The 25,295-nt window shown below is 67.8% G+C and carries 27 protein-coding genes and 3 tRNA genes; 16 read left to right on the plus strand and 14 right to left on the minus strand.

The window, feature by feature from the left end:
• Window positions 1-56 precede the first annotated feature (56 nt).
• The gene (locus SD37_RS39155; RefSeq protein ID WP_037319235.1) at window positions 57-311 is read right to left on the minus strand and encodes a DUF397 domain-containing protein; all 255 of its coding nucleotides are present in this window, start codon (window positions 309-311) and stop codon (window positions 57-59) included.
• A gap of 351 nt (window positions 312-662) precedes the next feature.
• Between SD37_RS39155 and SD37_RS39160 the strand changes: the two genes are divergently transcribed.
• Window positions 663-935 (plus strand): hypothetical protein, encoded by a 273-nt coding sequence (locus SD37_RS39160; RefSeq protein WP_037319232.1) that lies wholly within the window; start codon window positions 663-665, stop codon window positions 933-935.
• Between the two features lie 3 nt (window positions 936-938).
• Window positions 939-1,205, plus strand: a complete 267-nt coding sequence (locus SD37_RS39165) for a hypothetical protein (protein ID WP_037319229.1) — start codon at window positions 939-941, stop codon at window positions 1,203-1,205.
• An 18-nt stretch (window positions 1,206-1,223) separates the two neighbouring features.
• On the opposite strand, the gene SD37_RS39170 is transcribed toward SD37_RS39165, so the two are convergent.
• The 3 genes from SD37_RS39170 to SD37_RS39180 all read right to left on the minus strand — a co-directional run bounded on the left by SD37_RS39170 (window position 1,224) and on the right by SD37_RS39180 (window position 3,826).
• Window positions 1,224-2,072, minus strand: a complete 849-nt coding sequence (locus tag SD37_RS39170; RefSeq protein WP_044855137.1) for an SAM-dependent methyltransferase — start codon at window positions 2,070-2,072, stop codon at window positions 1,224-1,226.
• A gap of 14 nt (window positions 2,073-2,086) precedes the next feature.
• On the minus strand, window positions 2,087-2,902 hold the full coding sequence (locus tag SD37_RS39175; RefSeq protein WP_044855138.1) for an SAM-dependent methyltransferase: 816 nt from the start codon (window positions 2,900-2,902) through the stop codon (window positions 2,087-2,089).
• A 66-nt stretch (window positions 2,903-2,968) separates the two neighbouring features.
• Complete coding sequence (locus tag SD37_RS39180; protein WP_044855139.1) at window positions 2,969-3,826, minus strand: helix-turn-helix domain-containing protein; 858 nt, start codon at window positions 3,824-3,826, stop codon at window positions 2,969-2,971.
• Window positions 3,827-4,045: 219 nt separating this feature from the next.
• Between SD37_RS39180 and SD37_RS39185 the strand changes: the two genes are divergently transcribed.
• A complete protein-coding gene (locus tag SD37_RS39185; protein WP_044855140.1) occupies window positions 4,046-4,954 on the plus strand; it encodes an MBL fold metallo-hydrolase in 909 nt (302 codons plus the stop codon).
• 291 nt (window positions 4,955-5,245) lie between these two features.
• Window positions 5,246-6,685 carry an NADP-dependent phosphogluconate dehydrogenase gene (gene gndA, locus SD37_RS39190; protein WP_044855141.1) on the plus strand — a complete coding sequence of 480 codons (1,440 nt, stop codon included), beginning with the start codon at window positions 5,246-5,248 and terminating at the stop codon, window positions 6,683-6,685.
• 102 nt (window positions 6,686-6,787) lie between these two features.
• Here gndA and SD37_RS39195 read toward each other — a convergent pair whose 3' ends face one another.
• Both SD37_RS39195 and SD37_RS39200 read right to left on the minus strand, forming a co-directional pair.
• On the minus strand, window positions 6,788-7,507 hold the full coding sequence (locus SD37_RS39195) for a Clp protease N-terminal domain-containing protein (protein ID WP_044855142.1): 720 nt from the start codon (window positions 7,505-7,507) through the stop codon (window positions 6,788-6,790).
• A gap of 32 nt (window positions 7,508-7,539) precedes the next feature.
• The gene (locus SD37_RS39200) at window positions 7,540-8,754 is read right to left on the minus strand and encodes an NAD(P)/FAD-dependent oxidoreductase (RefSeq protein ID WP_044855143.1); all 1,215 of its coding nucleotides are present in this window, start codon (window positions 8,752-8,754) and stop codon (window positions 7,540-7,542) included.
• Between the two features lie 155 nt (window positions 8,755-8,909).
• Here SD37_RS39200 and SD37_RS39205 point away from each other — a divergent pair, with 155 nt between their 5' ends.
• The 4 genes from SD37_RS39205 to SD37_RS39220 all read left to right on the plus strand — a co-directional run bounded on the left by SD37_RS39205 (window position 8,910) and on the right by SD37_RS39220 (window position 14,121).
• Window positions 8,910-10,265 carry a nucleobase:cation symporter-2 family protein gene (locus SD37_RS39205; RefSeq protein ID WP_044855144.1) on the plus strand — a complete coding sequence of 452 codons (1,356 nt, stop codon included), beginning with the start codon at window positions 8,910-8,912 and terminating at the stop codon, window positions 10,263-10,265.
• 40 nt (window positions 10,266-10,305) lie between these two features.
• Window positions 10,306-10,746, plus strand: a complete 441-nt coding sequence (locus SD37_RS43335; protein ID WP_065913059.1) for a hypothetical protein — start codon at window positions 10,306-10,308, stop codon at window positions 10,744-10,746.
• Between the two features lie 301 nt (window positions 10,747-11,047).
• A complete protein-coding gene (locus tag SD37_RS39215) occupies window positions 11,048-13,825 on the plus strand; it encodes a sensor domain-containing protein (protein WP_044855146.1) in 2,778 nt (925 codons plus the stop codon).
• Window positions 13,822-14,121 (plus strand): GNAT family N-acetyltransferase, encoded by a 300-nt coding sequence (locus tag SD37_RS39220; RefSeq protein ID WP_044855147.1) that lies wholly within the window; start codon window positions 13,822-13,824, stop codon window positions 14,119-14,121. Before SD37_RS39215 ends, SD37_RS39220 begins: the two co-directional genes overlap by 4 nt.
• A gap of 4 nt (window positions 14,122-14,125) precedes the next feature.
• Here the strand turns inward: SD37_RS39220 and SD37_RS39225 are convergent, their stop codons facing one another.
• Window positions 14,126-14,947: an arylamine N-acetyltransferase family protein gene (locus SD37_RS39225; RefSeq protein WP_044855148.1), complete on the minus strand. Its 822-nt coding sequence runs from the start codon at window positions 14,945-14,947 to the stop codon at window positions 14,126-14,128.
• A gap of 165 nt (window positions 14,948-15,112) precedes the next feature.
• Between SD37_RS39225 and SD37_RS39230 the strand changes: the two genes are divergently transcribed.
• Window positions 15,113-15,907, plus strand: coding sequence for a S1 family peptidase (locus SD37_RS39230; protein ID WP_044855149.1), 795 nt, complete (start codon window positions 15,113-15,115; stop codon window positions 15,905-15,907).
• A gap of 151 nt (window positions 15,908-16,058) precedes the next feature.
• Here the strand turns inward: SD37_RS39230 and SD37_RS39235 are convergent, their stop codons facing one another.
• The 6 genes from SD37_RS39235 to SD37_RS39260 form a co-directional block, all read right to left on the minus strand.
• Window positions 16,059-16,715, minus strand: coding sequence for an HAD family hydrolase (locus tag SD37_RS39235; RefSeq protein ID WP_083255203.1), 657 nt, complete (start codon window positions 16,713-16,715; stop codon window positions 16,059-16,061).
• A gap of 92 nt (window positions 16,716-16,807) precedes the next feature.
• Window positions 16,808-16,881: transfer RNA gene (locus tag SD37_RS39240), tRNA-Phe, on the minus strand.
• Between the two features lie 31 nt (window positions 16,882-16,912).
• Window positions 16,913-16,986, minus strand: a tRNA-Asp gene (locus tag SD37_RS39245).
• Window positions 16,987-17,014: 28 nt separating this feature from the next.
• Window positions 17,015-17,087 (minus strand) — tRNA-Glu (locus tag SD37_RS39250).
• A 145-nt stretch (window positions 17,088-17,232) separates the two neighbouring features.
• Window positions 17,233-18,012, minus strand: a complete 780-nt coding sequence (locus tag SD37_RS39255; RefSeq protein WP_044855150.1) for an SCO6745 family protein — start codon at window positions 18,010-18,012, stop codon at window positions 17,233-17,235.
• Between the two features lie 125 nt (window positions 18,013-18,137).
• Window positions 18,138-18,392 (minus strand): hypothetical protein, encoded by a 255-nt coding sequence (locus SD37_RS39260; RefSeq protein ID WP_044855151.1) that lies wholly within the window; start codon window positions 18,390-18,392, stop codon window positions 18,138-18,140.
• 616 nt (window positions 18,393-19,008) lie between these two features.
• Here SD37_RS39260 and SD37_RS39265 point away from each other — a divergent pair.
• A complete protein-coding gene (locus SD37_RS39265) occupies window positions 19,009-19,428 on the plus strand; it encodes a hypothetical protein (protein ID WP_037319189.1) in 420 nt (139 codons plus the stop codon).
• A gap of 115 nt (window positions 19,429-19,543) precedes the next feature.
• Here the strand turns inward: SD37_RS39265 and SD37_RS39270 are convergent, their stop codons facing one another.
• Entirely contained in the window at window positions 19,544-19,747 is a 204-nt protein-coding gene (locus SD37_RS39270; protein ID WP_003097368.1) for a cold-shock protein, read from the minus strand.
• Between the two features lie 421 nt (window positions 19,748-20,168).
• Here SD37_RS39270 and SD37_RS39275 point away from each other — a divergent pair, with 421 nt between their 5' ends.
• The 6 genes from SD37_RS39275 (at window position 20,169) to SD37_RS39300 (ending at window position 25,294) form a co-directional block, all read left to right on the plus strand.
• A complete protein-coding gene (locus tag SD37_RS39275) occupies window positions 20,169-21,410 on the plus strand; it encodes a L,D-transpeptidase (protein WP_065913060.1) in 1,242 nt (413 codons plus the stop codon).
• A 317-nt stretch (window positions 21,411-21,727) separates the two neighbouring features.
• Complete coding sequence (locus SD37_RS39280) at window positions 21,728-22,048, plus strand: hypothetical protein (RefSeq protein ID WP_472239551.1); 321 nt, start codon at window positions 21,728-21,730, stop codon at window positions 22,046-22,048.
• Window positions 22,049-22,606, plus strand: coding sequence for a SigE family RNA polymerase sigma factor (locus tag SD37_RS39285; RefSeq protein WP_044855154.1), 558 nt, complete (start codon window positions 22,049-22,051; stop codon window positions 22,604-22,606). It abuts the gene before it with no gap.
• 4 nt (window positions 22,607-22,610) lie between these two features.
• The gene (locus SD37_RS39290) at window positions 22,611-23,072 is read left to right on the plus strand and encodes a hypothetical protein (protein WP_236725212.1); all 462 of its coding nucleotides are present in this window, start codon (window positions 22,611-22,613) and stop codon (window positions 23,070-23,072) included.
• Between the two features lie 212 nt (window positions 23,073-23,284).
• Complete coding sequence (locus tag SD37_RS39295; RefSeq protein ID WP_044855156.1) at window positions 23,285-24,700, plus strand: MFS transporter; 1,416 nt, start codon at window positions 23,285-23,287, stop codon at window positions 24,698-24,700.
• Window positions 24,701-24,709: 9 nt separating this feature from the next.
• Window positions 24,710-25,294 carry a PaaI family thioesterase gene (locus SD37_RS39300; protein WP_020633063.1) on the plus strand — a complete coding sequence of 195 codons (585 nt, stop codon included), beginning with the start codon at window positions 24,710-24,712 and terminating at the stop codon, window positions 25,292-25,294.
• Window position 25,295: the final 1 nt, after the last annotated feature.

A 25,295-nucleotide genomic window follows, 5' to 3' on the forward strand; every position in this document is an offset into this window, starting at 1 on the left:
ACTGTGACCGAAGATCGGATGGCTCGCGTGTCCACGATGGGCACGCGAGCCGTTCGTCATGGACTCAAATCGAACTGCCCGGCCTTGACGGCCTTGAGGAACGCGTTCCACTCACCGGAATCGAAGACGAAGACGGGACTCGTGGCCAGCTTGGTGTCGCGCACCCCGACCAGGCCTTCCCGGCCGAGGTTGACCTCGACACAGTTCCCCCCGTTGGGCTCGCTCGCGAAGGACTTCTCCCACGCGGCGTCGTCGAACAGCGACACGGCCGTGGTCGGATCGTAATCCGCCGCCGATGGATAATCGGCCATTGGTCGTACCTCCGAACGTCGGTCGGGGGTGCGGGCCGCCACCAGCGCGAACCGTCACTGCCCCAGCTTCTCCTTGCCTCAACGGGACTATCCCGCACGGCCAAGTGGGTGATCAACTCCGCCCACCCTCGACATGAAGATTATTCCAGGAGTAGGATTAATCGCAGCGGCCGGGGCTCGGTTGTTGGTGAATCGCTCGCAGTCTGCAGAAACCTCGGCGGCACGCGCCACCGGGTGGGCGTTCAGCAGGGGTTTCGCCGTTCCAGCAGGCCACCGACGGCAGGTGACCGGCCGGAGCACCACCCCGCGGCGCATGGCCACCCATCGCCGACCTCGTGGGGGAGGATCAGCGTGATCATTCAGGACACCATGCCTGCGACGGTACTGGCCGTCGGCAGGCTCATGGCCGGGACGGCGGGGGAAAGCCGCCGCTCCGCGCATCTGTTCGACCTGCACTCCGGGGGTTCGCACCCCGAATTCCTGCACGCCCGCTGCGGCGCGGCGATGCCCTACGACCACCTGGAATGGATCCCCGTCGGCGCGGGGATGCCCTGTGAGCGTTGTCTCGGCCTGGCCGGTTCGGCGGACCAGACGCGGTTGCCGCGTCCGAGCCGGGGGGTGTGACGGATGGCCGTCCGCCTCACCACGCTGTTGTTCCGCCGTGAGGACGAACGCCTGGCGTCCGCCAAGCGCCGCAACATCGGGCTCGAACTGCGTCAGCGGTTCGGGTTCAGCCTCATCCAGGCGCCACTGCGCAAGCAGCCGCCGTGGAACTCCGAAGTCGATTTCCCCGGACGGCGCTGCGGTCACCGGGACCTGATCAGGACCGGCCGTCCGCTCGAAGGTCACTTCGAGCTGTCGCCCTTGATCGGGCATCTGACCGGCCGGGCCTGATCCCTCCGGGACCTGGTCTCAGGGCTTGCGTCCCAGCCCGCCCAAGCCGCCGGTGAAGGTCGGGTCGTCGGCGAACCTGGCGCTCGCCCGGGAAGCCGCTTCGTCGAGGTGCCAGGCGGCCATCCAGTCGATCCCCGGCTCCACCATCTCCAGGCCGTCGAAGAACGCCGCGAACTCCGCGCGCGAGCGCAGGTGGAACGGCGCGCTCGTCTTCTTGTACAGCTCCTGGACGTTCTCGCGGTTGTCGCCCGCCTTGCGGGTGACGCCGTCCTCGGTCAGATGCGAGGACAGGAAGTACGAACCCGACGGCAGCAGGTCGAGATAGCGCTGGACCATCTCGTGCACCGGTTCGTCCGGGCCGAGGAAGTACAGCAGGCCGACCATGACCAGCCCGATCGGCTGCCGGGGATCGAGCACCCCGGTTTCGAGGGCGCGCTTCCAGATGTCGTCGGGATCGCGCACGTCGCCCTGCAGGACCGCGTGCCGCCCCAGCAGTCCCTCACGTTCCAGCAACAGCTGGGAATGCGCGACGGCGACCGGCTCGATGTCGATGTAGACGACGCGGGAGTCCGGGTTGATCGCGCTCGCGATCTGGTGGACGTTGCCGACGGTGGGGACCCCGGAGCCGATGTCGAGGAATTGGGTGATCCCTTGGCGCGCCAGGTATCCCACGCCACGGCCGAGGAAGTCGCGTCCGACGCGGGCGAACGTCTTGACCTCCGGGAACTGCTTGAGCACCTGAGCGCCGAACTCGCGGTCGATGGCCCAGTTGGCCGAGCCGCCGAGGAACCAGTCGTACACCCTGGCCACGTTGGGTCGTTCGAGATCGACACCTTCGGGGGCTACGGGATCCTGCTGCGTGGTCATGCCGTCACACCTCGTCAGAAAGCGGGTTTGCGGGCGACCCCGCCGATGCCGCAGTTAAGCGTAGGCGAGCCGGGGTCGTCCAGCCGCCATGCGCCGACCGGGACCAGACCGGGCTCCACGAGTTCGAAATCCCCGAAGAAGCTCAGGATCTCTTCGCGGTCGCGGAAGGAGGCGGGCGTGCTCGACTGGTCGTACTGTTTGACGACGCGCTGGATCTGTTCCAGCTCGTCACCTTCCACGCCGGACATCGTGACGTGGGAAAGAACGTAGAACGAACCGGCGGGCAGCAGCCTGCGGTAGCGCGCGATGATCCCGCCGAGTTCGGGGCCCGGCACGAAATGCAGGACCGCGACGGTGAGCAAAGCGACCGGTTTCGCCGGGTCGAGCACGCCGGTGTCGAAGGCACGCTCCCAGACGTCGTCCGCGTCGCGCAGGTCGCCGCCGATCACCGCGTGCCGGGCGGGGTCGCCGCCTTTCTCCAGCAGGATCTTGGCGTGCGCGACGGCGACCGGTTCGTTGTCGACATAGACGCAGCGGCTGTCCGAGTCGACGTCGTCGGCGATCTCATGGACGTTGCCGACGGTCGGCACGCCGGATCCGAGGTCGAGGAACTGGGTCACGCCGTTCTCGACGCAATAACGCACGGCGCGGCCGAGGAAGGCGCGGTTCGCCCTGGCGCCGGTGCGGATGAGCGGGAAGGCCTTGACCAGCTGCTCGCCGAATTCCCGGTCCACCGCCCAGTTCGCGGTTCCCCCGAGCGCCCAGTCGTAGATCCGGGCGGCGTTGGGCCGCTCGAGATCGACGCCTTCGGGCACGAACTCCGGGTCCACGTCCTGCCCCTGTCCACTCGGCCGCGGTGATGTCCCGCAACCCTACCGAAGGGACATCCCGCGCTTTCAGGATTGCATCTGATTGCGGTACAGCTCGGCGAGTTCCTTGAGGAACTGCCGGGTCTCCTGGCGTTCCAGCGCGGCTCCGCGCAACCTGTCCCAGGAATCGACGAAAATGTTGAAGTCCTTGACGTCGTCGAGGTACAACCCGCCGGCGGAATGCTCGATGTAGACGAAATCCCTGGTGCGGTCGGGAAAACGCATGATGGTGAAATCGTTGGGCACGGCGGCGAGCCGGGCGCCGAACGGCAACACGTGCACATACACGCGCGGATGCTTCTCCAGCGCCAGCAGATGCTCGACCTGGTCCAGCATCACCGCGGGCGCGGAACCACCGGGAGCGCGGCGCAAGGCGCCTTCGCTGATGATGAACCGGTAGTAGGGCGGCTGCTGCTGCTCGAAGACGGCCTTGCGGTCCAGCCTGTTGCGCACCAGCGAGGTGACGTCGGTGGCGCCCGCTTCGGTGAACTGCTTGAGCATGTAGTGCTCGGACTGCAGCGGGCCGGGGATGCGCTCGCCGTGCCAGGTGAGGATCTCCGCGGCGGCGGGTTCGAGGTCGGTGAAAGTGCGGAACCAATGCGGCACCACGGATCGGTAACCGGACCAATGGCCGCGCTGCCCGGCCGCGGCGCGGGCCAGGTTCATCAGCGTGTCGGCCTCGTCGCCGTTGATCCCGAACGCGTTCAGCATGGATCGCACATCCCCGAGCTTGACCCCGACGGCACCGGACTCGATCTTGTTGACCTTGCCCTGGGTGCAGCCGAGAACCTCGGCGACCTGCTGCTGTGTCATCCGCGCGGCGTTGCGGGCATGCCGGAGCTCGTTTCCGAGCTGCTTCCGGCGCGAGGTGACGGTGCTGGCCATCAGCCTTGCTCTCCCGGACCACATAGCCAGGACCACGGTTTCCCGCCGTCCTGCGCGCGAACATTCGAACCCACCCAGGGTAGACCACCTTGCGGGGTTCGATGATGACATTGCGCAGCGTTCCAGGAAACGGCTGAAAACACCAGTCACCTGGTGCGTCACCCTGGTGGCGGAGCGGCTCATCACATTTCGGACACCTTGGTCGGGCATAGTGACCGAGTGGCCCAATCACCCTTCGCCCGGCAGGTCACCGATGGTGTCTTCGGGTACGTCCAGCCCGACGGCTCATGGTGGATCAACAACTGCGGTTTCGTCTCCGGCGGCGACCACACCGTGATCATCGACACCTGTTCCACCGAACGGCGCACACGCGCGCTCCTGGAGACGGCGGCGTCGACCGGCGGGGCGCCGGTGACGACCGTGATCAACACGCATCACCACGGCGATCACACGAACGGCAACTACCTGGCGGCCGGCGCGACGATCGTCGGGCACCGGAAGACGCGTGAGGTGATGGTCGCGACCGGGATCAACACCTACGGGAACGCCTTCACCGGGAACGACTGGGGCCATCTGGAGCTGCGGCCGCCCGAAGTCCTCTTCGACGACCGGCTGACCGTGCACGCCGGCGACGTCCGGCTGGAGCTGATCCATCCGGGGCACGCCGCGCACACCACCAACGACGTGCTGGTCTGGCTGCCGGAACGGCGGGTGCTGTTCGTCGGCGACCTGATCTTCAACGGCGGCAGCCCGTTCGCGCTGATGGGCTCGCCCGCCGGCTGGCGGAAGGCGCTGGACGTGGTCCGCGAGCTGGAGCCGGAGACGATCGTGCCGGGGCACGGCCCGATCTGCGGACCGGAGGCGATCGACGTCGTGGACGGCTATCTCGGCTTCCTGCAGAAGCTCGCCGCCCGGGGGAAGGCCGCCGGCCTTACGCCGCTCCAGGCCGCTCGCGAAGCCGATCTCGGGCCCTACGACGCACTGTCCGAACAGGAACGGCTTCCCGCGAACCTGCATCGCGCCTACGCCGAACTCGACGGCCTCGACTGGGGCGCGCCGATCGATCTTCAGGCGGCGCTCGCGGACATGGTCACCTTCAACGGCGCCCCGATCCGGTGCTTCTCCTGACGGCTCCACCCGTTCCGCACCCGGCGTCGCGGAGCCCGCGTTCACGGCGGTGAATGTGGCCTTCGCAACGCCCGAAACCCTCGCGCGCCCGAACCCCGGCCCCCCACCCGTCCCTGGGGGGCGACCCCGAGCCCAGCGTACCGGCACCCCCCGACCACCCCGGCCCACCGAGCCGAGTTGTCCACAGGTCGACCCCATTGTGGATAACTCTCGTTTGATCCCTTCTCGTCCCGGCGCCGTATCCCTCACCGGGGATAGGCTCGGCAGGGGAATCGAAGCGGAAGGGTGCGGATGAGCAAGAAGGCGAGCATCGGGGTCACCGGACTGGCGGTCATGGGCCGCAACCTGGCCAGGAACCTGGCGAGGCACGGGCACACGGTGGCCCTGCACAACCGTTCCGAGAAGCGGACGAAGGAACTGGTCGAACAGTTCGGGGACGAAGGCGATTTCATCCCGGCGTATTCGGCGCAGGCGTTCGTCGACGCGCTGGAACGGCCGCGCCAGGTCGTGATCATGGTCAAGGCCGGGGCGCCGACGGACGCCGTGATCGACGAGTTCGTCCCGCTCCTCGAAAAGGGCGACGTGATCGTCGACGCGGGCAACGCGCATTTCGCGGACACCCGCCGTCGCGAGGCCGCGCTGCGCGAGAAGGGCATCCACTTCGTCGGCACCGGCGTGTCCGGCGGCGAGGAAGGCGCGCTGCACGGGCCGAGCATCATGCCGGGCGGGTCCAAGGAGTCGTACCAGTCGCTGGGGCCGCTGTTCGAGGACATCTCGGCGAAGGTCGACGGCGAACCGTGCTGCACGCACGTGGGCGCGGACGGCGCCGGGCACTTCGTGAAGATGGTGCACAACGGCATCGAGTACGCCGACATGCAGTTGATCGCCGAATCGTTCGATCTGCTGCGCGGCGCCGGCGGCTACTCCCCCGCCGAGATCGCCGAGGTCTTCCAGACCTGGAACTCCGGACGGCTGGACTCTTACCTGATCGAGATCACCTCGCAGGTGCTGGCCCACACCGACGCCGCGTCGGGCAAGCCCTTCGTCGACATCGTGGCGGATCAGGCCGAGCAGAAGGGCACCGGCCGCTGGACCGTCCAAATCGGACTGGACCTGGGGGTGCCGATCAGCGGGATCGCCGAAGCCGTTTTCGCGCGGTCGCTGTCGGGTTCGTCGAACCTGCGTGAGGCCTCTCGCGGTCTCGGTGGTCCTTCGCGTGCTCCGCTGACAGGGTCCGCTTTGGACACCTTCGCGGACGACGTCGAGCAGGCGCTGTACGCGTCGAAGGTGGTGGCGTACGCCCAGGGCTTCAACCAGATCCAGGCGGGCGGCGCCGAGTACGGCTGGGACATCGACCTCGGCAAGGTCGCGTCCATCTGGCGCGGCGGTTGCATCATCCGCGCGAAGTTCCTGAACGACATCACCGCCGCGTACGCCGAGGAGCCCGCGCTGCCGACGCTCCTGACCTCCGGCGGCTTCCGGAAGGCCGTCGAGGACGCCCAGGACTCCTGGCGTTCGGTGATCTCCACGGCGGTACGGCTCGGCATCCCGACGCCGGGCTTCTCCACCGCGCTCGCCTACTACGACGGTCTGCGCGCCGAGCGGCTCCCCGCCGCGCTGGTGCAGGGGCAGCGGGACTACTTCGGTGCCCACACCTACCGCCGGGTCGACCGCGAAGGCTCGTTCCACACCGCCTGGGCGGCCGACGGCCGTCCCGAGTCCTCCGCCTGAGGTTGCGGTGAAGGCCCTCGTCCGTCGGAGACGGGGGCCTTCACACACTCACGACCAGAAGAACGAAAGCGACGAAGAACAGCACGCCGAGCGCGATCCGCGTCATTTCCCGCGCGCGGCGACGATCTCCGCCAACGCCTGCAGGATCGTCGCTTCGGTCTTCGCTTTCGTGATTCCCAGCTCGGTGAGCAAAGGGTCCTCGATTTCGAAAAGGGCCAGCAGGATGTGCTCGGTGCCGATGTAGTTGTGCCCGAGCCGCAGCGCTTCCCGCATGGTCAGTTCCAGCACCTTCTTGGCCTGCGCGCCGAACGCCATCTTCGCCGCCTCCACCGGTTCGGCGACGGGTTCCGGCAGCCGCGCCACCGCGGCCTCCCGGACGGCATCGAGGGTCACGTTCTGCGCCACGATCGCCCCGGCGGCGAGCGCGGCCGGTTCGGCCAGCAGGCCGAGGACCAGGTGCACGGGCTCGATCTGCGGGCTCTTGGCCGCCACGGCCTCGTCGCGCGACGCGACGACGACGTGCCTCGCGCGGTCGGTGTAGCGGCCGAACACCTTCACCAGGTCTTCGAGCGACGAGCCACCGGAGTCGACAAAGCGCTTTTGGGCGGCCTGCTTGGACACCCCCATGTTCTTGCCGATCTCGGTCCAGGACGCGCCGGAACGCCGTGCCTGGTCGACGAAGTGGCCGATCAGATGGTCGGCCACCTCGCCGAGGTGCTCGCCGAGGAAGACCGCGTCGGACAGCTGGCCGAGCACGTCGCCGTCGGGATGCTGCTGCTTGATGTGGGAGATGAGGTCGTCGAGACGAACTGGAGTGGTCATGCCGTCAACTTTAGGTTGACGATCCCCCAACGTCAACCTCGGGTTGACGCAAAGGTGGCCTTGAGATCGAACCCGTTGGCTTCCAGCGTCTCGAACCGCGGCGCCGGATCCGCCGCGAACAGGCGGCGCGCGGCGATGTGGTCCGGCGGCCGGTTCACCGACTCGACACCGGCGAGCACACCGTCCCGGAACGACAGCACCGAGAACTTCCCGCCCTCCCGGTCGCCGGTCACGACGGTCCGCTCCGCCCCGGTCAGGATCCCCGCGATCTGCAGTTTCGCGCCGAGCTGATCGGTCCAGAACCACGGCAGGCTGTCGTACGGGGCCGGTTCGCCGACGATGGCCGCGGCCGCCGCCCGCGCCTGGTCGACGGCGTTCTGCACCGACTCCAGCCGCGTCGCCGTCCCGGCCTGGACGCACGGGAAGTTCGCGCAGTCCCCGACAGCCGAGATCTTCGGGTCGCTCGTGCGCAGATGCTCGTCGACGACGACACCGTTCGCCACGGCGAGCCCGGCCTCCTCGGCGAGCCGCGTCCGCGGCTCCACTCCGACACCGACCAGCACCAGATCGGCGAGCAGGACGCTCCCGTCACTCAGTTCGACCTCGGCCACCCGGTTCTCACCACGCACCGCGGCGACCCCTTGGCCGAGCAGGACCGTATGCCCGGCTTCCTCGTGCAAAGCCGCGAAGTACGCCGAGACCTCCGGAGTCGCGACGCGCGCCATCAGCCTGTCCTGCGCCTCCACGATCGTCACGGGCCGTCCGGCGTGCGCGGCGAATTCGAGGCCGATGAATCCGCCCCCGACCACCACGACGTTCTCCGCGCGTTCCAGAGCCGCACGCAGTACATCGGCGTCGTCCTTGGTGCGCAAGGTGAACACACCGTCCAAAGTAGACCCCGGAACCGGGAGTACGCGGTTGCGCGAGCCCGTCGCCAGCACGAGGTGGTCGTACTGGTGAACGGTCCCGTCCTCCAGTACCACCTTCGCGCCGTCGCGATCCACCGACGCGACGCGGCCGCCGATCAGCTCGATGCCCTTCTCCTCGAAGAAGTCCTCGGCCCGCAGGCGCAACTGGGCGTCCCCCGCCGTCCCGGCCAGATAGCCCTTCGACAGCGGAGGCCGTTGATACGGCAGACCGGGTTCGTCACCGATCAGGACCACCCGCCCGTCGAACCCCTTGTCCCGCAGCGAGGTCGCCACCCCGAACCCGCTCTGCCCGGCTCCTACGACGAGGACGGTCTCCATCGGCGCTCCTTCCGTTGTGCCCGATGTCCATTCAACACAGATCCGGCCCGTTCGACCGCCCCTTCGAAACGTGATCCTCATGCGGCGGACGCGCTACGGTCATCCCGGGCGACTTAGCTTGATCGCCGTTGTTCCCGCGCGTCACAGGGGGTTACATGAGCTCCAGCCCGCCAGAGGTCCACCCGGTCGACCAGCGCCCGCCGCTGCCGAAGCTGACTTTGCTCGGCCTTCAGCACATGTCGATCATGTACGCGGGTTCGGTGGCCGTCCCGCTCGTCGTGGGCAGCGCGCTGAAACTGGACGCGGCGACGATCGCGTTGCTGGTCAACGCGGATCTGCTGGTCGCGGGCATCGCGACGCTGATTCAGGCGGTCGGCATCGGACGGCTCTTCGGTATCCGGCTGCCGGTGGTGGCGGGTGCGACGTTCACCGTGGTCAACCCGATGATCATGATCGCCTCCCAGTACGGAATGCAGGCCGTCTACGGCGCGATGCTCGCGTCGGGCGTGTTCGGCCTGCTCATCGCCAAACCGTTCGCGAAGATGATCCGGTTCTTCCCGCCGCTGGTCTCGGGCACACTGCTCGTCGTCATCGGCGTCTCGCTGATCGCCCCCGGCGTGGGGCTGATCGCCGGCCACGACACCGGATCGCCGGACTACGCGAAACCCGCCAACCTCGCGCTCGCGTTCGGCGTGATCGCGGTGATCATCCTGTTCACCCGGGTCCTGCGCGGTTTCGCCAACCAGATCGGCCCTCTGCTGGCGTTGCTGATCGGCCTGGTCGCCGCGATCCCGATGGGCCTGGTGAGCTTCAAGGGCATCGCCGACGCCGACTGGTTCGGCCTCGCGTCGCCGTTCCACTTCGGCCCGCCGACCTTCCCGATCGCGGCGGTGCTCTCGATGTGCGTCGTGATGCTGGTGACCTACACCGAATCCACCGCCGACCTGGTCGCCGTCGGGGAGATCACCGGACGGCCGCCGACCGATTCCGACCTCGCGCGCGGCCTCGCCACCGACGGGCTCTCGGCCATCCTCGGCGGCACGATGAACTCGTTCCCGGACACCGCTTTCGCGCAGAACGTCGGCCTGGTGCAGATGACCGGGGTCCGCAGCCGCTGGGTGGTGGCGATGGCGGGCGGCCTGCTCGTGCTGATGGGCCTGGTGCCGAAGGTCGGCGCGTTCGTCGCGGCCGTACCGGAACCGGTGATCGGCGCGGTCGCGGTGGTCATGTTCGCGATGGTCGCCGTGGTCGGCGTGCAGAACCTGAAGCGGGTGGAGTTCTCCGGCAACCACAACACCTTCGTCGTCGCGGTGTCGTTGGGCGTCGGGCTGCTACCCGCGTTCGCCACGAACCGGTTCGGCAACTCGATCTTCTTCCAGCACTTCCCGCTGTGGCTGCAGACCATCTGCGGCAGCCCGATCACGGTCGCCGCGATCGTCGCCTTCACCCTCAACCTGCTGTTCAACCACCTCGGCAAACGCCGGGAGCCGGACCTGCTCAAAGCGCCCTGATCAGCACCAAAGCCATTTCGGCCACAGGTTGCATTCCTCGGTGGGCGTCGTGCTGGGCGGCGGCGGGGTCGGGTTGGGCGGCTGCGGCACACCCGAGGAGCCGGTCGGCCTCGGCGGGTCGGCCGGTCCGTTCGACGAGGTCGGGGTCGTCGTCGTGTCCGGGGAGCCGGAGGACGACGCCGCCGCCGAACTCGACGTACGGCGGCTGGAGGTCGCCTTGCTGGCATGCGACGAGGGAGCGCCTTCGGTGCGCTCGCCGGTGCCGACCGTCTCGGTGGTCGGGACGGCCGACGTCGCGTCGGCTCCCCGGTTCTCGGACGGTCGCTTCGGCATCTCGATGACGCTGATCTGGTTCGGCGCCGCGTTCTGCTCGGGATCCCCGTCGAATCCGACGAGGACACCGGCCGCGCCACAGGCGACGACCACGGCGATCACGACCGCGATAACTCTCCAGCGTGACTTTGCCCGTGACTCCTCGTGATCATCCCAGCCCTCGCGAATGAGCAGGTCGGCGACCGAAACGTCGTCGTCATCCACCAGCTGAACCTTTCGCACCGGGAACGGCCAAGCAGTAGTTTTACCCGACGTCACCCCCGAATGGGTGAGGTTAACCAAAAATTATTCACCCAATCGAAGAAGCTGACGGCCCCCAGTCACACAGCGTGTATTCATGTGCGCTCGCGCATATCTGCGGCGGTCGCCCTTCGGTTCGCGTATACAGCGCCCTTCGCGGGTGGTGTAATCGACGGTGCCAGCACCGGTAGAGGGGGTTCGGACGGATCATGGAGGCTGACGCCCTCGCCGTGCCGGGAGCCGGGAATTCCGGTCGTCCGACAGGCGCACCGCTCGGAAACGAGCCGGTCGGCGATCTCGGCCTCGCGGGCGACCACGCCGCCATCTGGTCGTACGACTTCGAGGACGAGACCCTGTCCTGGCTGCCCGGACTGGAGAATCTGCTGGGCGGGTCCGGTCTCGCCGAAGCCGAGATCGAGTCGCGGCTCGCCGATCTGGTGGCGCCGCTGACCTCCGGCACCCGCACCTCGCCGCCCTGGCGCGAGTTCGAACTCGAGCAGTCGTTCCGGAACCCGGCCGGGGAGATCCGCTGGATCCGCCTGCGCGCCCGCACCTTCGGCGACGAGAACGGTTCTTCCGGATTGCTCGGCATCGCGACCGACGTGACCGACGTCCGCGAGAACCGGCAAGCCCTCGAGGATCTCACTGACCGTTACCGGCTTTTGGTGGAACTCAGCCCGGACGCGGTCTGTGTCCACGAGGCCGGCGTTGTCACGTATGTGAACAGAGCCGCCGTCAGCGCGCTCGGAGCGTCCTCGACGGCCGAGCTGATCGGGCGGCCGATCATGGACTTCGTCGCCGACGAATCGCTTCCCGCCCTGCTGGACAGGATCGCGTCGCTCCATCGCCAAGGCGCGTCGACCGAGCCCGCCGACGCCGTCATGCTCCGCCTCGACGGCACGAAGTACCTGGTCCAGAGCATTTCGGTGCGGACGACCTGGGAAGGCAGGCCCGCTTTCCAGGTCATCATGCGCGACATCAGCGCGCAGAAGGCCGCCGAAGCGACGCTGCGCTACCAGGCCGCGCTGATCAGCCACGTCAGCGACGCGATCATCGCGACCACCGGCGCCGGGGTGGTGACCAGCTGGAACCCGGCCGCGGAGAACGTCTACGGCTGGACGGCGGAGGAGGCGATCGGCGGCACGGTGAGCGAACTCGTCGGTGCCGCGCTCGACCCGGAAACGGTGCTGCGCAAGGGCGGCGTCCTGCGGACGACCCACCGCCACCGCAACGGCTCGACACTGGCCATCCGTATCTCGGCCGCGGAGATGAACGACGGTTTCGTGCTGGTCTGCGCGGACGAAACGGCCCGGCGGCGCGCCGAGCAGCACTACAGCACGGTGGTCGCGTCGCTCGACGAAGGCGTGGTCGTGATCGGCCCCGGCGGCCTCATCGAATCGGCGAACCCGGCCGCGTGCCGGATCATCGGCGTCGGCCACGACGACCTCATCGGCGTCCCTTGCGTGATGCTGGAGCTGTACGACGAGCAAGGGCGCATCCCGCCGGCCAGGATGCCGTCGGTGATCACCCGGCGCACCCGGGTCGCGCAGAACGGTGTCGTGCTGCGACTGCGGAGGAGCGACGGCCACGACGTCTGGATCTCGCTGACGTCGAGGCTGCTGACCCCGGAAGACCCGTCGGCGAAGTCCGTGGTCGCGTCGTTCACCGACATCACCGAACGCCGCGCGATCGGCGAACGGCTCGCCCACGAGGCGACGCACGATCCGCTCACCGAACTCGCGAACCGGACGCTGGTGCTCGACAGCCTCGCCGAAGCGCTGTCCGGGGCCGGCCGCGCCGAGCTGACCACGGTGCTGTTCATCGACCTCGACAAGTTCAAGGTGATCAACGATTCCCTCGGGCATTCCGTCGGCGACAAGGTGCTCCGCATCGTCGGGGAACGGCTGCGCCGGGGAATCGGCGAGAACGACCTCGTCGGCAGGCTCGGCGGCGACGAATTCGTCGTCGTCACCGCGGAGATCACCGAACCGGACGAGATCAAGGCGCTGGCCGAGCATCTGCGCGAGGCGCTGACCGAACCCATCACGGTCAACGGCAGGCAACTGCACATCGACGCCAGCATCGGCATCGTCACCGCGGCCAACGACGACACCCGGACCGCCGAAGACCTGTTGCGGGACGCGGATGTCGCGATGTACCAAGCGAAAACGCTCGGCCGCGCACGCTACGAGTTCTTCGACGTCGAGCTGCGGGAGCGGATGCAAAGGCGGCTCCGCATGGAGCAGGACCTGCGCGACGCCCTGCAGAACGGCGAACTCTGGACGGCGTACCAGCCGGTCGTGGACATCGAATCCGGCGAGATGGTCGCCGTGGAAGCGTTGCTGCGCTGGAAACATCCGGCGCACGGGACGATCTCGCCCGCCGAATTCATCCCGCTGGCCGAGGAAAGCGACCTGATCAACCTGATCGGCAAGCACGTCCTGCGCACGACCACCCGCGAGATCGCGAAACGGCGCGAACGGCTCGACGTCGACTTGAACCTCAAAGTCAACCTTTCGGCACGGCAGCTGGACGACCCGCATCTGGTGCCCACGGTCCAGGACGCGCTGAAGACCACCGGCCTGCCGGCGCACGCGCTGACCCTGGAGGTCACCGAGAGCGCGCTGATGCGGGACCAGGCCGCGGCCGCCGAAGTGCTGACGTCGTTGCGGGATCTCGGTGTCTCGCTGGCGATCGACGACTTCGGCACCGGCTATTCGTCGCTCGCGCAGTTGCAACGGCTCCCGCTGGACACGCTCAAGATCGACCGCACCTTCGTCACCGGCATCGCGGAATCCCGCGACGCGGCCGCGATCGTCAAGAGCATCATCGCGATGGCGCACGCCGTCGACCTGATCGTCGTCGCCGAAGGTGTCGAGGACGAAGAGCAGCTCGCCGTCCTGCGCGAGCTGCGTTGTGACCAGGCACAGGGCTTCCACCTCGGCCGCCCCGTGCCCCCGGACGAACTTTTCGGAGCGGCTGAATGAGTGTCGAGATCACATCCGGAGAAGACCGCTACGACATCGTCGTGGACGGGAAACCCGCCGGGCACCTGGATACCCGTACGCGGACGGACGCGATTTTGTTCCTGCACACCGAGATCTCGGACGACTTCGCCGGCCAGGGCCTGGCGGGCAAGCTCGTGACCGCCGCACTCGACGACGTCCGGGCGCAGGGCAGGTCGGTCCTGCCCTACTGCCCGTACGTGCGCTCGTTCATCGCGAAGCACCGCGAGTACGAGGACCTCGTCCCCGAGGACAAGCGCGCGGAATTCGAACTCTGAGCCCTCACCCTGGGTAGATCTTCAGCAGTTTCGCGAGTTCCTCGTCGGCAAGCACGACGTCCAGCTCGCGAAGCGTCGCGTCGAGCCGTGCGGCCGGGACCTTGGTGGTCTCCTTGCTCCCGTCCGGGCGTTCCACGATGAACTCCTCGCCGACGAGTTTGCGGCTGAGCCCCTCCTCCAGGCGCATGACCACCAGCTGCCCGGTGAACGGCGACCGCGGATGCGTCGACGTGTAGTGGTGGTAGACCTCGTAGTCGATCCGGTGCATCGGCGTGAGCGTGAAGGCGTGCAGATCGGTCCAGTCGTCGTCCTCCAATTTCTGCAGGCGCCACCAGTCGCCGTCGGCGACGAGCCGGTGCGGCCAGCCGGCCTGATCCACCACGGCGCCGTCGACCAACGGCATCGGCACCAGCATCCCGGCGCCGAAACCGACGTCGACCAGGTGCTGGACGCCGTCGGCCTCGACCACGAGCGTCATATGCGTGTACGGCCCGTTCTTCTGCGGCTGCACCCGCGCCACGAGCCGCCGCACGCGGTAGCCGAGTTGTTCGGCGGCCGCGGCGAAGAGGCTGCCGAGTTCGTAGCAGTAACCGCCACGCTGCCGCCGGACGAGCTTGCCGATCACGTCTTCGAGTGCGATTCCCTTGTGCTGCCCCAAAACGACGTCGACGTTCTCGAACGGAACGGCCAGGACGTGGGCCTTCGCCAGTTCACGCAACGCGGCGGCGGAGGGCTTCGCGCGCTCTTGGCCGATCCGGCGGAGGTACGCGTCGAGGTCGAGGGTGTCGACGGCCCATTCGTCGACCTGTTCAGGTGCGAGTGTCATGCCGAAAGCCTGACACCTCCACCTGACTCGAGGTCAAGACCGGAACCCGTTGCCCCAACTGGTAACTGGCAACGGCCACCGACTTTCGTCAGTTCCACGGACGAGTGCCGATTGGCCACCCTTCCCGAGTAGCCGGTGACGAACGCCGGTGTGGAAGGAGAAACAGTGAAGACTCGTTCCCTCGTCGTTGGTCTGCTGGCCGGAGCCGCTGTCGTACTCGGGTCGGCGATGCCGGCTTCCGCCGCGGAACCGTCCTCGGGCGTACAGCCGTTGATCGTGGGTGGCGTGGACGCGACCGAAACCTACGGCTTCATGGCGTCCATGCAGACCAAGAGCGGCGACCACAACTGCGGCGCGTCACTGATCGCCCCGCAGTGGCTGGTGACCGCCGCGCACTGCGTCGAAGGGGAGACACCGGCCAGCTGGCAGTACCGCATCAACACCACCGACCACACCAAGGGTGGCGAGATCGCCGAGGTCGACAAGTTCGTGGTCCACGAGAAGTACGACGGCTCCGGCCCGTACGACATCGCCGTCGTCCACCTGACCAGGCCGGCGGAGTCGGCGCCGATCGAGATCGGCCGGTCGCCGCAGCCGGGCACCGACGTGCGGGAGATCGGCTGGGGGCTGACCTGCCCCACTCGCGGCTGCGGCGCCGCCCCGGAGGTACTCCAGCAGCTCGACACCAAGATCGCCGAAGACTCCCGATGCTCCGGCTCCGGGGCCTATGACGCGCAGACCGAGCTGTGCATGGACAACCAGGGCGGCAAGGCGAGCGCCTGCTACGGCGACTCGGGTGGCCCTGCCGTGGTGAAGGCCGGCGACAAGTGGACGCTGGTCGGCGCGACCAGCCGCGGTCAGACCGCCAGCTGCCCGGAGATGCCGGGCATCTACACCGACGTGACCGCGTTCGCCGACTGGGTCAAGCAGCAGACCGGCAAGCAGGACGCCAGGTCCTGACCGTTCCGCGGTGCGCGGTGGCGCCCGATGCTCCTGCGACATCGGCCGCCATCGCGCACTCTGCTGTGTGCGGAGTCGAGTGGACGAACCGAGACCGGCCTCAGGTATGAAAAGCCGCCTCGGACCGAGTCGAGGCGGTTCTGAGAGCGGTCTAGGCCGATACGATCAGCCGGCTCAAGCTGGGGATCACCGCACGCAGGTCCTCGCTGTCGATCACGGCCGACGCGACGGCACGTGCTGCGGTCGAGGCGTTGAACGCCACGCTGAGACCGACGGATGCGAACAGGGGAAGGTCGGACCGGCTGTCTCCGACCGCCGCGCACGAGTGCGCTTCCAGGCCCAGTTCCCGGGCATGGCTGAGCGCGAAATCTCTCTTGCCGTACTCGTCGAAGTGGCGGGCGACGTGTCCGGTGAACAGGCCGCGGCTGGATTCGAGCCGCGGGCCGGAGAAGGCATGGAACCCGAAACGGCCGGCCAGGTAGCTGCCGACCGGAGCCCACGCGAGAGTCGCCAGCACAGGCGTCAGCCTGTTTCGCCGGCACCAGGCCACGGTCTCCGGGATGCCGGCGACAAGGGGAAGATCGTCAAGCCAGCCGCGGATCTGCTTCTCGGACCTTCCCGCCCATGCGGCCGCGTCCACTATCGAAACCTGCCGGTTGTCCATGGCACCTGCCGCGTATGCGGCTTCAGCCGCAGCCAACTCGTCGTGATGGCCGAGGAAATTCGCCAGGTGGATCGACGAACTCGTCTCAGGGACAAGCGTGCCGTCGACATCGAAGAAGACTGCTCCGGCGGGAGTTGAGATCACCGGCCCAGGATGCCGCCTCCAAGCCGGCCGTGCGACCCACGTGCAGGCATGAAAAAACCGCCTCGACCGGGTCGAGACGGTTCTGCGAGCGGTGGCCAGGGCCGGGGTCGAACCGGCGACCTTCCGCTTTTCAGGCGGACGCTCGTACCAACTGAGCTACCTGGCCGGGAACGCCGGCAAGGAGCCGAACGATCTTGCGACCCTGACGGGACTCGAACCCGCGACCTTCGCCGTGACAGGGCGACGCGCTAACCAACTGCGCCACAGGGCCTTGCATACTGCTTTGTAACTGTACTGCGTACTCCCAACGGGATTCGAACCCGCGTTGCCGCCTTGAAAGGGCGGAGTCCTAGGCCGCTGGACGATGGGAGCCCGGTTCGGTTTCGGCGAACCGACCGACCCGCGCTCTCCGGTGTCCCCGGGAGCGAACATAACTATAGGACACCCCCGTTTCGGCTCCCGCACAGGGGGCCTCTAAAAGATTCACAGGGCTGGGACCTGCGAGAACGCGGCGACTTCAGGATATCAGGGCCGAGGCGTCCCGCAGGGCGCTCAGACGCCTTCGAAGCTCGTCTCGCTCGTCGCCCGTGAGGGTGACGGCGAGAAGTTCGGCCACGCGCTCGTCGGTCAGCCGCTCGGCGTGCCGCCACCGCCCCCGCAGATCGCCCTTGGCCTCCGCCGCGGCGATCAGCGCGTCGGCGGCCTCCTCGGACCACGCGGTGCGCAGGAGACGGCCACGGCCGCCCTCAGGGTCCGCGACGACGGCCTCGGGCACCGTCAGGCCCACGGCGCGGAGAGCGGCGAAGTGGACACCGCCGCGGAACTCGCGGAAGACCATGAGCGCGAACGCCAGGCGCCCCACGTCGTCCGCCGGGCGTTCGGCGAGTTGCCAGCCGGCGAACAACGCGAGACCACTCGCGTCCGCGGAATCCACGAGACGGAAGAGCAGATCGGCCAGCCGACCCGGGTCGTCGGCGTCCGAAAGATTGACTCGCCCCCACTTCGCCGATGACCACGAGTAGGCACGGACCGCGGAGGCCGCGTCGAGTGCGGCCATCGCGGGCGGCAGGGCGAACTCGAAGAGCCAGTGCGGGAAGATCCCGAACAGCTCCGCGACGACCTTCGGCGGCGGGTCACCCAGGATCGCGGAACGCCCTCGCAGGTACAGCGTCCGCGGCGGCAGGCCCACCTCGGTCTCGACTTCGGCGAGTTCCGGAGACGTCATGAAGCTCCCGCCCAGAACCTGCACCGTGCCCCGGATCTCCTGTGCGAGCTCGATCGTCGCTTCGTCACCCATGCTGCTTGCCACCTTCCCGCCAGTTGAATAATAACAGTGTTACACAACTGGGCGCCCGGTCGTCAAGCGCGAAAAAAGCCCGGTCGCGCGGTGAGTACACCGCGCGACCGGGCTTCGGGAAAACTTCAGCGCTGGACGGGCGCCTGCCCGTCCTCATCCAGCGTCAACCCCAGCATGTCCAGCAACTGGACACAGTCATCGACACCCAGCGCCCCGTTGGCCACCGCCAGCCGGGCACGGCGCACCTGATCATCGGACACCCGCTGGGTATCCCCCTGACCCGTGCGCTGCGCCGGCAGACCACCGGCCACCGTTGAACTACCCCCATCGGCACCTTCGTACCGAAGGAGGAACTGTCGAACTTCCACAGACCCACCCATGGTTCCTCCAAACGGCCAACGAACAGCTTGGCCGCGAGGCTAGCCACAGCCGGCCACGCCACACAGCCCCCCGGAGAGTGAACCTGTCGACACGCTCCGCACAACGCAGAGCAATCACGCGCACACCGGCACCACATGAACCACAGGCGAACCAGAGGTGACGCGGCGACCGGAATTCTGCCCGCGCCCACTCGCCCTTCTCAGCAAACCGTGCAACAATCGATTTGCTGACACACCCCCGGTCAGCGCCTGTGGAGATCCCCTCCGACCCCCGCGTTCCTCCCCCTGGCGCGGGGGTCGTCTCATTCCACTTGCTCGTCGCGTCTCGACCCACTTGCTCGTCGCTTCGCGACTTCGCCGTGGGTCGTAGTGCTATCCCGGGGGGCCACCCCCCGGACCCCCCAGGGGCCGTGCGGTGGCGGTTGGCAGCCCCGGACCGGTGCGGCGATGGGCCCGCTTTCGCTCCCGCGTGATGGTTACGTGATGTGCGGCGATCGCGTTTAGTGATCACGGGAAATCGGTTTCTTGGGTGGATTGGGCCGAATGGGGAAAGAAAAGGGGTGTGTCGTGGCTCACTGTGGTTGGTTTGCCGAGACCGAACCGTTATCGTGGCCCGGTGCCCCTTCCTTCCTTGAGCCGTCGTAACGGCAGCCGCACGAACCTGAAGCCGGTCAACCCCGGTCGTCACCGCAACTCCGCCTCCAAGGAGGCCGAAGCGGTCGTCGAAGACACGGAACTCACCAGCTACCTTCGTGCCCTCGCTCCCGAGAACGACCCGGAAAGCACCGGCACCGGCAAGCGCTTCGGTGAAGCGCAGGTGTTCCAGCTGCGGATGAACCTCATCGCCATGGAACAGCTCAAGGACGCCGCCGCCGAGCGTGACCTGTCGCCGCAGGCCCTGGCGCAGGAATGGATCCTCGAACGCCTCTCGTGGGAGTCGCAGGCCAACTCGGCCCAGCAGCGCCGTCACGAAGAAGCCCACACCGACGAATTCCGCTTCGACGCCAACGCGTTCGATCAGCCCGTCGCCCGCTGACGCGGCACCCGGAACGGAACAGCACGAACGAAGAAGCTTTCACCGCACAGAAAAAGCCCCCGGCGAGAACGCCGGGGGCTTTTTGATCAGTCTGAGCAACGCCGAAAGGGCGGACTCAGATCGCGCGGACCTTCTGGGCCTGCGGGCCCTTCTGGCCCTGACCGACCTCGAACTCCACTCGCTGGTTCTCCTCGAGGGTGCGGAAACCGCGGCCCTCGATCTCCGAGTAGTGAACGAAGACGTCGCCCTCGCCGCCATCCTGCGCGATGAAGCCGAAGCCCTTCTCCGCGTTGAACCACTTCACAGTGCCTTGCGCCACCGCTGTACTCCTCGTTGCACATCCGCTTCGAGTGCCGCCGAAGCGACACCCAGACCGTCCCGGGCGGTTCCAACGAGTCGAGCGAAGAGCGCGTCACCGGCTCATGGCTCGCGTCAGAAGTTCCGCGAGTGTGAAGCCACGAACACGCAAAACGACGGCCTGATGGCAGAGTACCGGGATCTGGCCATATTTGAAGCCCGGGATCGGACTCTGGGCACCCCCCGGAGCCAAGGTCACCGGAACGTCGTATACCGCGCGGCCTTCTGTCGGACCCTCTCGCTACCCTGTCGCCGCACGCCGACCTGAGGTCAGCGTCGGACACGGACCGAAGTCGGTCATGCCCCGATCGTGAACTACGATCCACCCGATTGTGACTCGCATCACTCTCCGTGGGATCAACTTATGGGGCGGTCCGGACGTCATGGTCGGTGTACAGGGGAGCAAAGGGGAAGCTTTGAGGTTCACTGAAACCGCCCGCCGCCGAGCGGCGATCGCGGCACTGGGGCTGGTGGCGGTACTGACGCTGGGGGCGTGCAGCAGCGAGCCGACGGTGTCGGCCAGCGGGCCGGACGGCGGCGGCCCGCTCAACAGCGAGACCGGCGGGAAGCCCGCCGCGCCCGCCAAACTGACTTACGAGCCGGCAGCGGGCGCGCAGGACGTCGCGCCCGGCCAGCCGATCCGGGTCAGTGTCGCCGACGGCACGCTCGATCAGGTCGTGCTGACCAATCCGGAGGGCAAGCAGGTCGCCGGCCAGCCGTCCGAAGACAAGAAGAGCTGGTCCACCACCGAACAGCTCGGCTACGGCAAGTCCTACACGTGGTCCGGCAAGGCCACCGGCACCGACGGCAAGCCCGTCGAGATCGGCGGGGCCTTCACCACGGTCAAACCGCGCAAGCAGGTGGGCGCGAACATCAACGTCTTCGACGGGCAGACCTACGGGATCGCCATGCCGATCACGCTGACCTTCCCGAGCAAGGTCACCGACAAGGCCTCGGTCGAGAAGGCGCTCTCCGTCGAGACCACGCCGAAGACCGAGGGCTCCTGGGCCTGGGTCCACGACGACACCTCGGTGCACTGGCGGCCGAAGGCCTACTGGCAGCCCGGCACCACGGTGAAGTTCAACGCCAAGATCTACGGCGTCAAGATCGGCGACGGCGTGTACGGCAAGGAAGACCGCTCGGCGAGCTTCACCATCGGGCGTTCGCAGATCGTCAAGGGCAACACCCAGACCCACCGGCTCCTGGTGATCCGCGACGGCCAGCAGATCGCGGACTACCCGGCCAGCTACGGCCTCGACGCCGACCCGGGCCGGGTCACCCCGAGCGGCACGCACGTGGTGATGTCCAAGCACGACACGTACTCGATGACCAATGAGCGCTACGACTACGAGAACGTCGTCGTCCCGTCCGCGGTGCGGTTCTCGACCAACGGCGAATTCATCCACGGCTACGCGAAGTCGATCTGGGCCCAGGGCAAGAAGAACATCTCGCACGGCTGCGTGAACCTCGCGCCGGTGAACGCCAAGGAGTACATGGCGGGCGCGCTCGTCGGGGACCCCGTCGAGATCGAGGGCAGCACCCAGAAGATCAACCGGGCGCGTGATTACAGCGACTGGACCTACTCCTGGGACGAGTGGACGAAGCTGTCCGCTCTCGGGAGCTGAAGCACTTCCGTGAAACCGGGCGGCCGGGAGACCCACGTGGTCTCCCGGCCGTTTGTGTCTTGACCGAGATGCGTCTTTCGGGAGCGCGTCAGCGCGACGGAAGACTTCACCCCGCGCGCCGCTTTCGGCCGGAGGCCACGGAAGAATTTTGTCGGGCGCCCTGGGATGTCACCGCCGCTGACCTGCGGTCGAGCGCCCGGCGAAATTTTTCCGTCAGCGCGCGGAAAAGTCACTGCAACCTCCAGTGGGGCAGGGCGCATGTCTAACGACGTAAGGCGCCGCGGCCAATGAGCGGCGCCCGGATCGAGGAGACACCCTTGCGCACTCGTATCGCACTTTCCGTCGGAGCGCTGCTGCTGGCGGCCGGCGCCGCACTGGCGGGCACCTCGCTCGCGGCGGCCGACCAGGCGCCGACCACGACCCAGCCCGCCCCGGCTCCCCCCACCGCGAAGCCGACCGGGAACCCGACGGCGGCGCCCCTGCCGACCACCGCTCCCCCGCGCGCGGAGCCCGCTCCGGACCGGAAGACCCGCCCCGCCGTCGAAAAGCCGGGCGAGCACCGGGTGCCGAAGGCGGTCCCGGCCGGACCGACCGGTGACCTGAACCTCCCCGCCGTCGTCGAAGGAGCCGGTAACTAGGTGTCGTCGAGCCGCTCGTCGAAGACCGGGACGGGCTCGCCGTGGGACGGCGAGTTCGCCCGGTACTTCGGCGAGCGCGCGCACAACCTGCGTGCCACCGCGTACCTTCTGTGCGGCGATTGGCATCAGGCCGAGGACATCACCCAGGCCGCGCTGCTCAAGCTCTATCTGGCCTGGCCGAGGCTCGCCCGGCACGACGCGCTCGACGGCTACGCGCGCAAGATCGTGCTGCGGACGTTCCTCTCCGAACACCGGCGGGTCTGGCGGAAACGGGAGAAGCTCACCGGCGAGCTGCCGGAACTCCCGGCGGAGACCGCCGGGAACGAACAAGAGATGCTGGTCAGGCATGCCCTGTCCGGCATCGCCCCGAAGCAGCGGGCCGTGCTGGTGTTGCGCTACTTCGAGGATCTCAGCGTCGAGGAGACGGCCGCGACGCTGGGATGCAGCACCGGCAACGTGAAGAGTCAGAGCGCCAGGGGCCTGGCGACCCTGCGTAAACGGCTGGGTCCGCATTTCGGTGAACTGAGTTTGAGCGGAGTGCACGGCGATGGGAGGTGAGGAGATGGACGAGGACATCAAGAGCGTGCTTTCGCACGGGGTCGACGGTCCCCCGCTGGGCATCCGGGCGGCGGACATCATCGAGCGGGGTGGCCGGATCCGGCGACGGCGCAAGCGGTTCGCCGTGGCGGGCAGTTCGCTGGCCACGGCCGCGGTGATCGTGCTCGGGGCGGTCGCCGTGGGTGGCCGCGCCGGGGAGGGACCCGTGCCGGTGCCGCCCGCCGGGCCGGGACTGTCCACCGTCTCCCCCGCGCCGGTCACGCCCGCCCCCGCCGAGGAGGCGCCGCTGCCGAAGGTCGCTCCCGAGGAACAGCCGCCCGTGCCCGGTACGGCCGCCAAGCCGGGCCAGACGCGCTCCCTCCCCAAGACCACGCAACCCGGCCGGGCGACGACCACCCCGCCGCGTGCTCCCACCGGAACGAAACCGTCGACCGTGGCCCCGCCGACAGCGGCGCCGACCCACTGACCTCGTCCGGTAAGTCCGAACCACGAGCGATAACCCAAAGTAATCGGAAATTCTCCGACATCGGCTTCACCTGGTGCTTCCTAACCCGGTTGGGCGTACGACGCTCGCGCGATCGACGCAAAGCGCTGAACCCGGACGTTTGAACACCTACGGTCGAGGGAACAAACCGTCGACGATGGGTAAGTAAACGGGTGGGTCGGGAGGTCAAACCCATGGCCGAAGAGGCGCTGAGTACCGCGCATCAGGAAAAAGGGGAACCAGCGGAGGCCCCGCCGGAGCAGATCAGAAAGGCCGTCGCCGGAGCGGCGATGGGTAACTGCATCGAGTGGTACGACTTCGGTGTCTTCGGCTTCATGCCCGCCATCCTGGGGCAGGTCTTCTTCAACGCCTCCAGTACTTCCGAAGGCGCCCTGGCGACCTTCGCGGTCTTGGCGATCACGTTCATCGTGCGGCCGTTCGGCAGTTTCGTGTTCGGCCCGCTGGGGGACAAGATCGGGCGCCAGAAGGTGCTCGCGCTGACGATCATCCTGATGTCCGGGTCGACGTTCATCATCGGCCTGCTGCCGTCCTACGCGACGATCGGTCCGGCCGCGGCCGTCCTCCTGATCCTGTTGCGCACCATCCAGGGCTTCTCGGCGGGCGGTGAATACGGCGGCGCGGCGACGTTCATCGCCGAGTACGCCCCCGCCCGGCGCCGGGGTTTCTGGGGCAGCTGGCTGGAGTTCGGGACGCTTGTCGGCTTCGCGATGGGCGCGGGCTTCGTCACGATCTTCACCCTGATCCTCGGCGACGACGCCATGCGCGAATGGGGCTGGCGCCTGCCGTTCCTGATCGCCGGACCGCTCGGCATCGTCGGTCTCTACCTGCGGAACAAGCTGGAGGACACCCCGCTGTTCCAGGAGATCGAGAAGAAGAACCAGGTCGAGAAGTCGCCGCTGAAGGCCTTGCTGAAGAAGCACTGGACGTCGATCCTGCACCTGATCGGCATCGTGGTGATGCTGAACGTCGCCGACTACATCGTGATCACGTATCTGGAGACCTACCTCAAGGACGTGGTCGGCTTCAGCGGGCATACGCCGTTGCTGATCATCCTGGCGACCATCGCGTTGATGCTCGTCTTGATCGTGCCGGTCGGCATCCTGTCCGACCGCATCGGGCGGAAACCCATCCTGATCGCGAGTTGCGCGAGCTTCCTGGTGTTGCCGATCCCGGCGTTCTCCTTGATGGGCGCGGCCGCGGACGACCGGAACGCCTGGCAGCTCATGCTCGGTCTGGTGATGATCGCGGTGCCGCTGGTGCTGATCCTGGCGGTGCTGGCGGCGACGCTGCCGGCGATGTTCCCGACTCAGGAGCGCTACGGCGGTTTCTCCATCGGGTACAGCGTTTCCACCGCGGCGTTCGGTGGCACGGCGTCGTACGTCATCGGCAGCCTGGTGACCTCGACCGGCGACAACCTGTGGCCCGCGTACTACCTGATGGGCGCGGCGGCGATCGCGGCCATCCCGATCCTGCTGCTGCCGGAGACGGCCGGGGTGTCGTTGCGCGGCATCGTGAACTCGCGGATCGCGCGGCGGCGGAAGCCGGAGGTGGTCGCGCCCGGCGGCCCCTCGGAGCTACCGGCGGGTTAACGTTTCTCCATGAGCCGTATCTCGCAGCCGTGGCCGCCGGTCGAAGTCGAACCGGCGACCGTCCACCCGAAGGCCCCTCAGCCGGGCAGCCACCTGGGCATCCACTTCGGTGAGTGTTTCGGGTGCGGCGACGAGATCGAGGCCGGGCTCCACCTGCATTCCACGGTGGGCGAAGGGACGACGGTGTACTCGAAGTTCACCGTCACCTCCGCCCACCAAGGTGCGCCCGGCCTCGCCCATGGCGGCCTGCTGGCCTGCGCCTTCGACGAGGCGCTCGGCGCGACCGTCGGCAACCTGCTGCGTCGTCCCGCCGTCACCGGGAAACTGGAGACGGACTTCCTGCGGCCCGTGCCGGTCGGTTCGACGCTCTACATCGCGACGAAGCTGGACGGCGTCGCGGGCCGCAAGATCTACGTGAGCGCCGATGGGCGCCTCGACGCCGAAGACGGTCCTGTGGCGGTGCGCGCGCGGGCGTTGTTCGTGCGGGTCGAGTTCGAGCACTTCAGCACCCACGGGGACCCCGAGGCACTGCAGAAGCTCGCCGCCGCGCACGAAAAGGCCAAGCGCGAACGCGAATGGGACATCAACCCCTGAG

The sequence above is a fragment of the Amycolatopsis orientalis genome, assembly GCF_000943515.2.
Lineage (GTDB): Bacteria > Actinomycetota > Actinomycetes > Mycobacteriales > Pseudonocardiaceae > Amycolatopsis > Amycolatopsis orientalis.

Bases quoted from the DNA above. Each gene is read 5' to 3' on its own strand.
- SD37_RS39155 (WP_037319235.1), bottom strand. From the start codon at position 311: ATGGCCGATTATCCATCGGCGGCGGATTACGATCCGACCACGGCCGTG.
- SD37_RS39165 (WP_037319229.1), top strand. From the start codon at position 939: ATGGCCGTCCGCCTCACCACGCTGTTGTTCCGCCGTGAGGACGAACGC.
- SD37_RS39170 (WP_044855137.1), bottom strand. From the start codon at position 2,072: ATGACCACGCAGCAGGATCCCGTAGCCCCCGAAGGTGTCGATCTCGAA.
- SD37_RS39180 (WP_044855139.1), bottom strand. From the start codon at position 3,826: ATGGCCAGCACCGTCACCTCGCGCCGGAAGCAGCTCGGAAACGAGCTC.
- gndA (WP_044855141.1), top strand. From the start codon at position 5,246: ATGAGCAAGAAGGCGAGCATCGGGGTCACCGGACTGGCGGTCATGGGC.
- SD37_RS39195 (WP_044855142.1), bottom strand. From the start codon at position 7,507: ATGACCACTCCAGTTCGTCTCGACGACCTCATCTCCCACATCAAGCAG.
- SD37_RS39200 (WP_044855143.1), bottom strand. From the start codon at position 8,754: ATGGAGACCGTCCTCGTCGTAGGAGCCGGGCAGAGCGGGTTCGGGGTG.
- SD37_RS39205 (WP_044855144.1), top strand. From the start codon at position 8,910: ATGAGCTCCAGCCCGCCAGAGGTCCACCCGGTCGACCAGCGCCCGCCG.
- SD37_RS39215 (WP_044855146.1), top strand. From the start codon at position 11,048: ATGGAGGCTGACGCCCTCGCCGTGCCGGGAGCCGGGAATTCCGGTCGT.
- SD37_RS39220 (WP_044855147.1), top strand. From the start codon at position 13,822: ATGAGTGTCGAGATCACATCCGGAGAAGACCGCTACGACATCGTCGTG.
- SD37_RS39225 (WP_044855148.1), bottom strand. From the start codon at position 14,947: ATGACACTCGCACCTGAACAGGTCGACGAATGGGCCGTCGACACCCTC.
- SD37_RS39255 (WP_044855150.1), bottom strand. From the start codon at position 18,012: ATGGGTGACGAAGCGACGATCGAGCTCGCACAGGAGATCCGGGGCACG.
- SD37_RS39260 (WP_044855151.1), bottom strand. From the start codon at position 18,392: ATGGGTGGGTCTGTGGAAGTTCGACAGTTCCTCCTTCGGTACGAAGGT.
- SD37_RS39275 (WP_065913060.1), top strand. From the start codon at position 20,169: ATGGTCGGTGTACAGGGGAGCAAAGGGGAAGCTTTGAGGTTCACTGAA.
- SD37_RS39290 (WP_236725212.1), top strand. From the start codon at position 22,611: ATGGACGAGGACATCAAGAGCGTGCTTTCGCACGGGGTCGACGGTCCC.
- SD37_RS39295 (WP_044855156.1), top strand. From the start codon at position 23,285: ATGGCCGAAGAGGCGCTGAGTACCGCGCATCAGGAAAAAGGGGAACCA.
- SD37_RS39300 (WP_020633063.1), top strand. From the start codon at position 24,710: ATGAGCCGTATCTCGCAGCCGTGGCCGCCGGTCGAAGTCGAACCGGCG.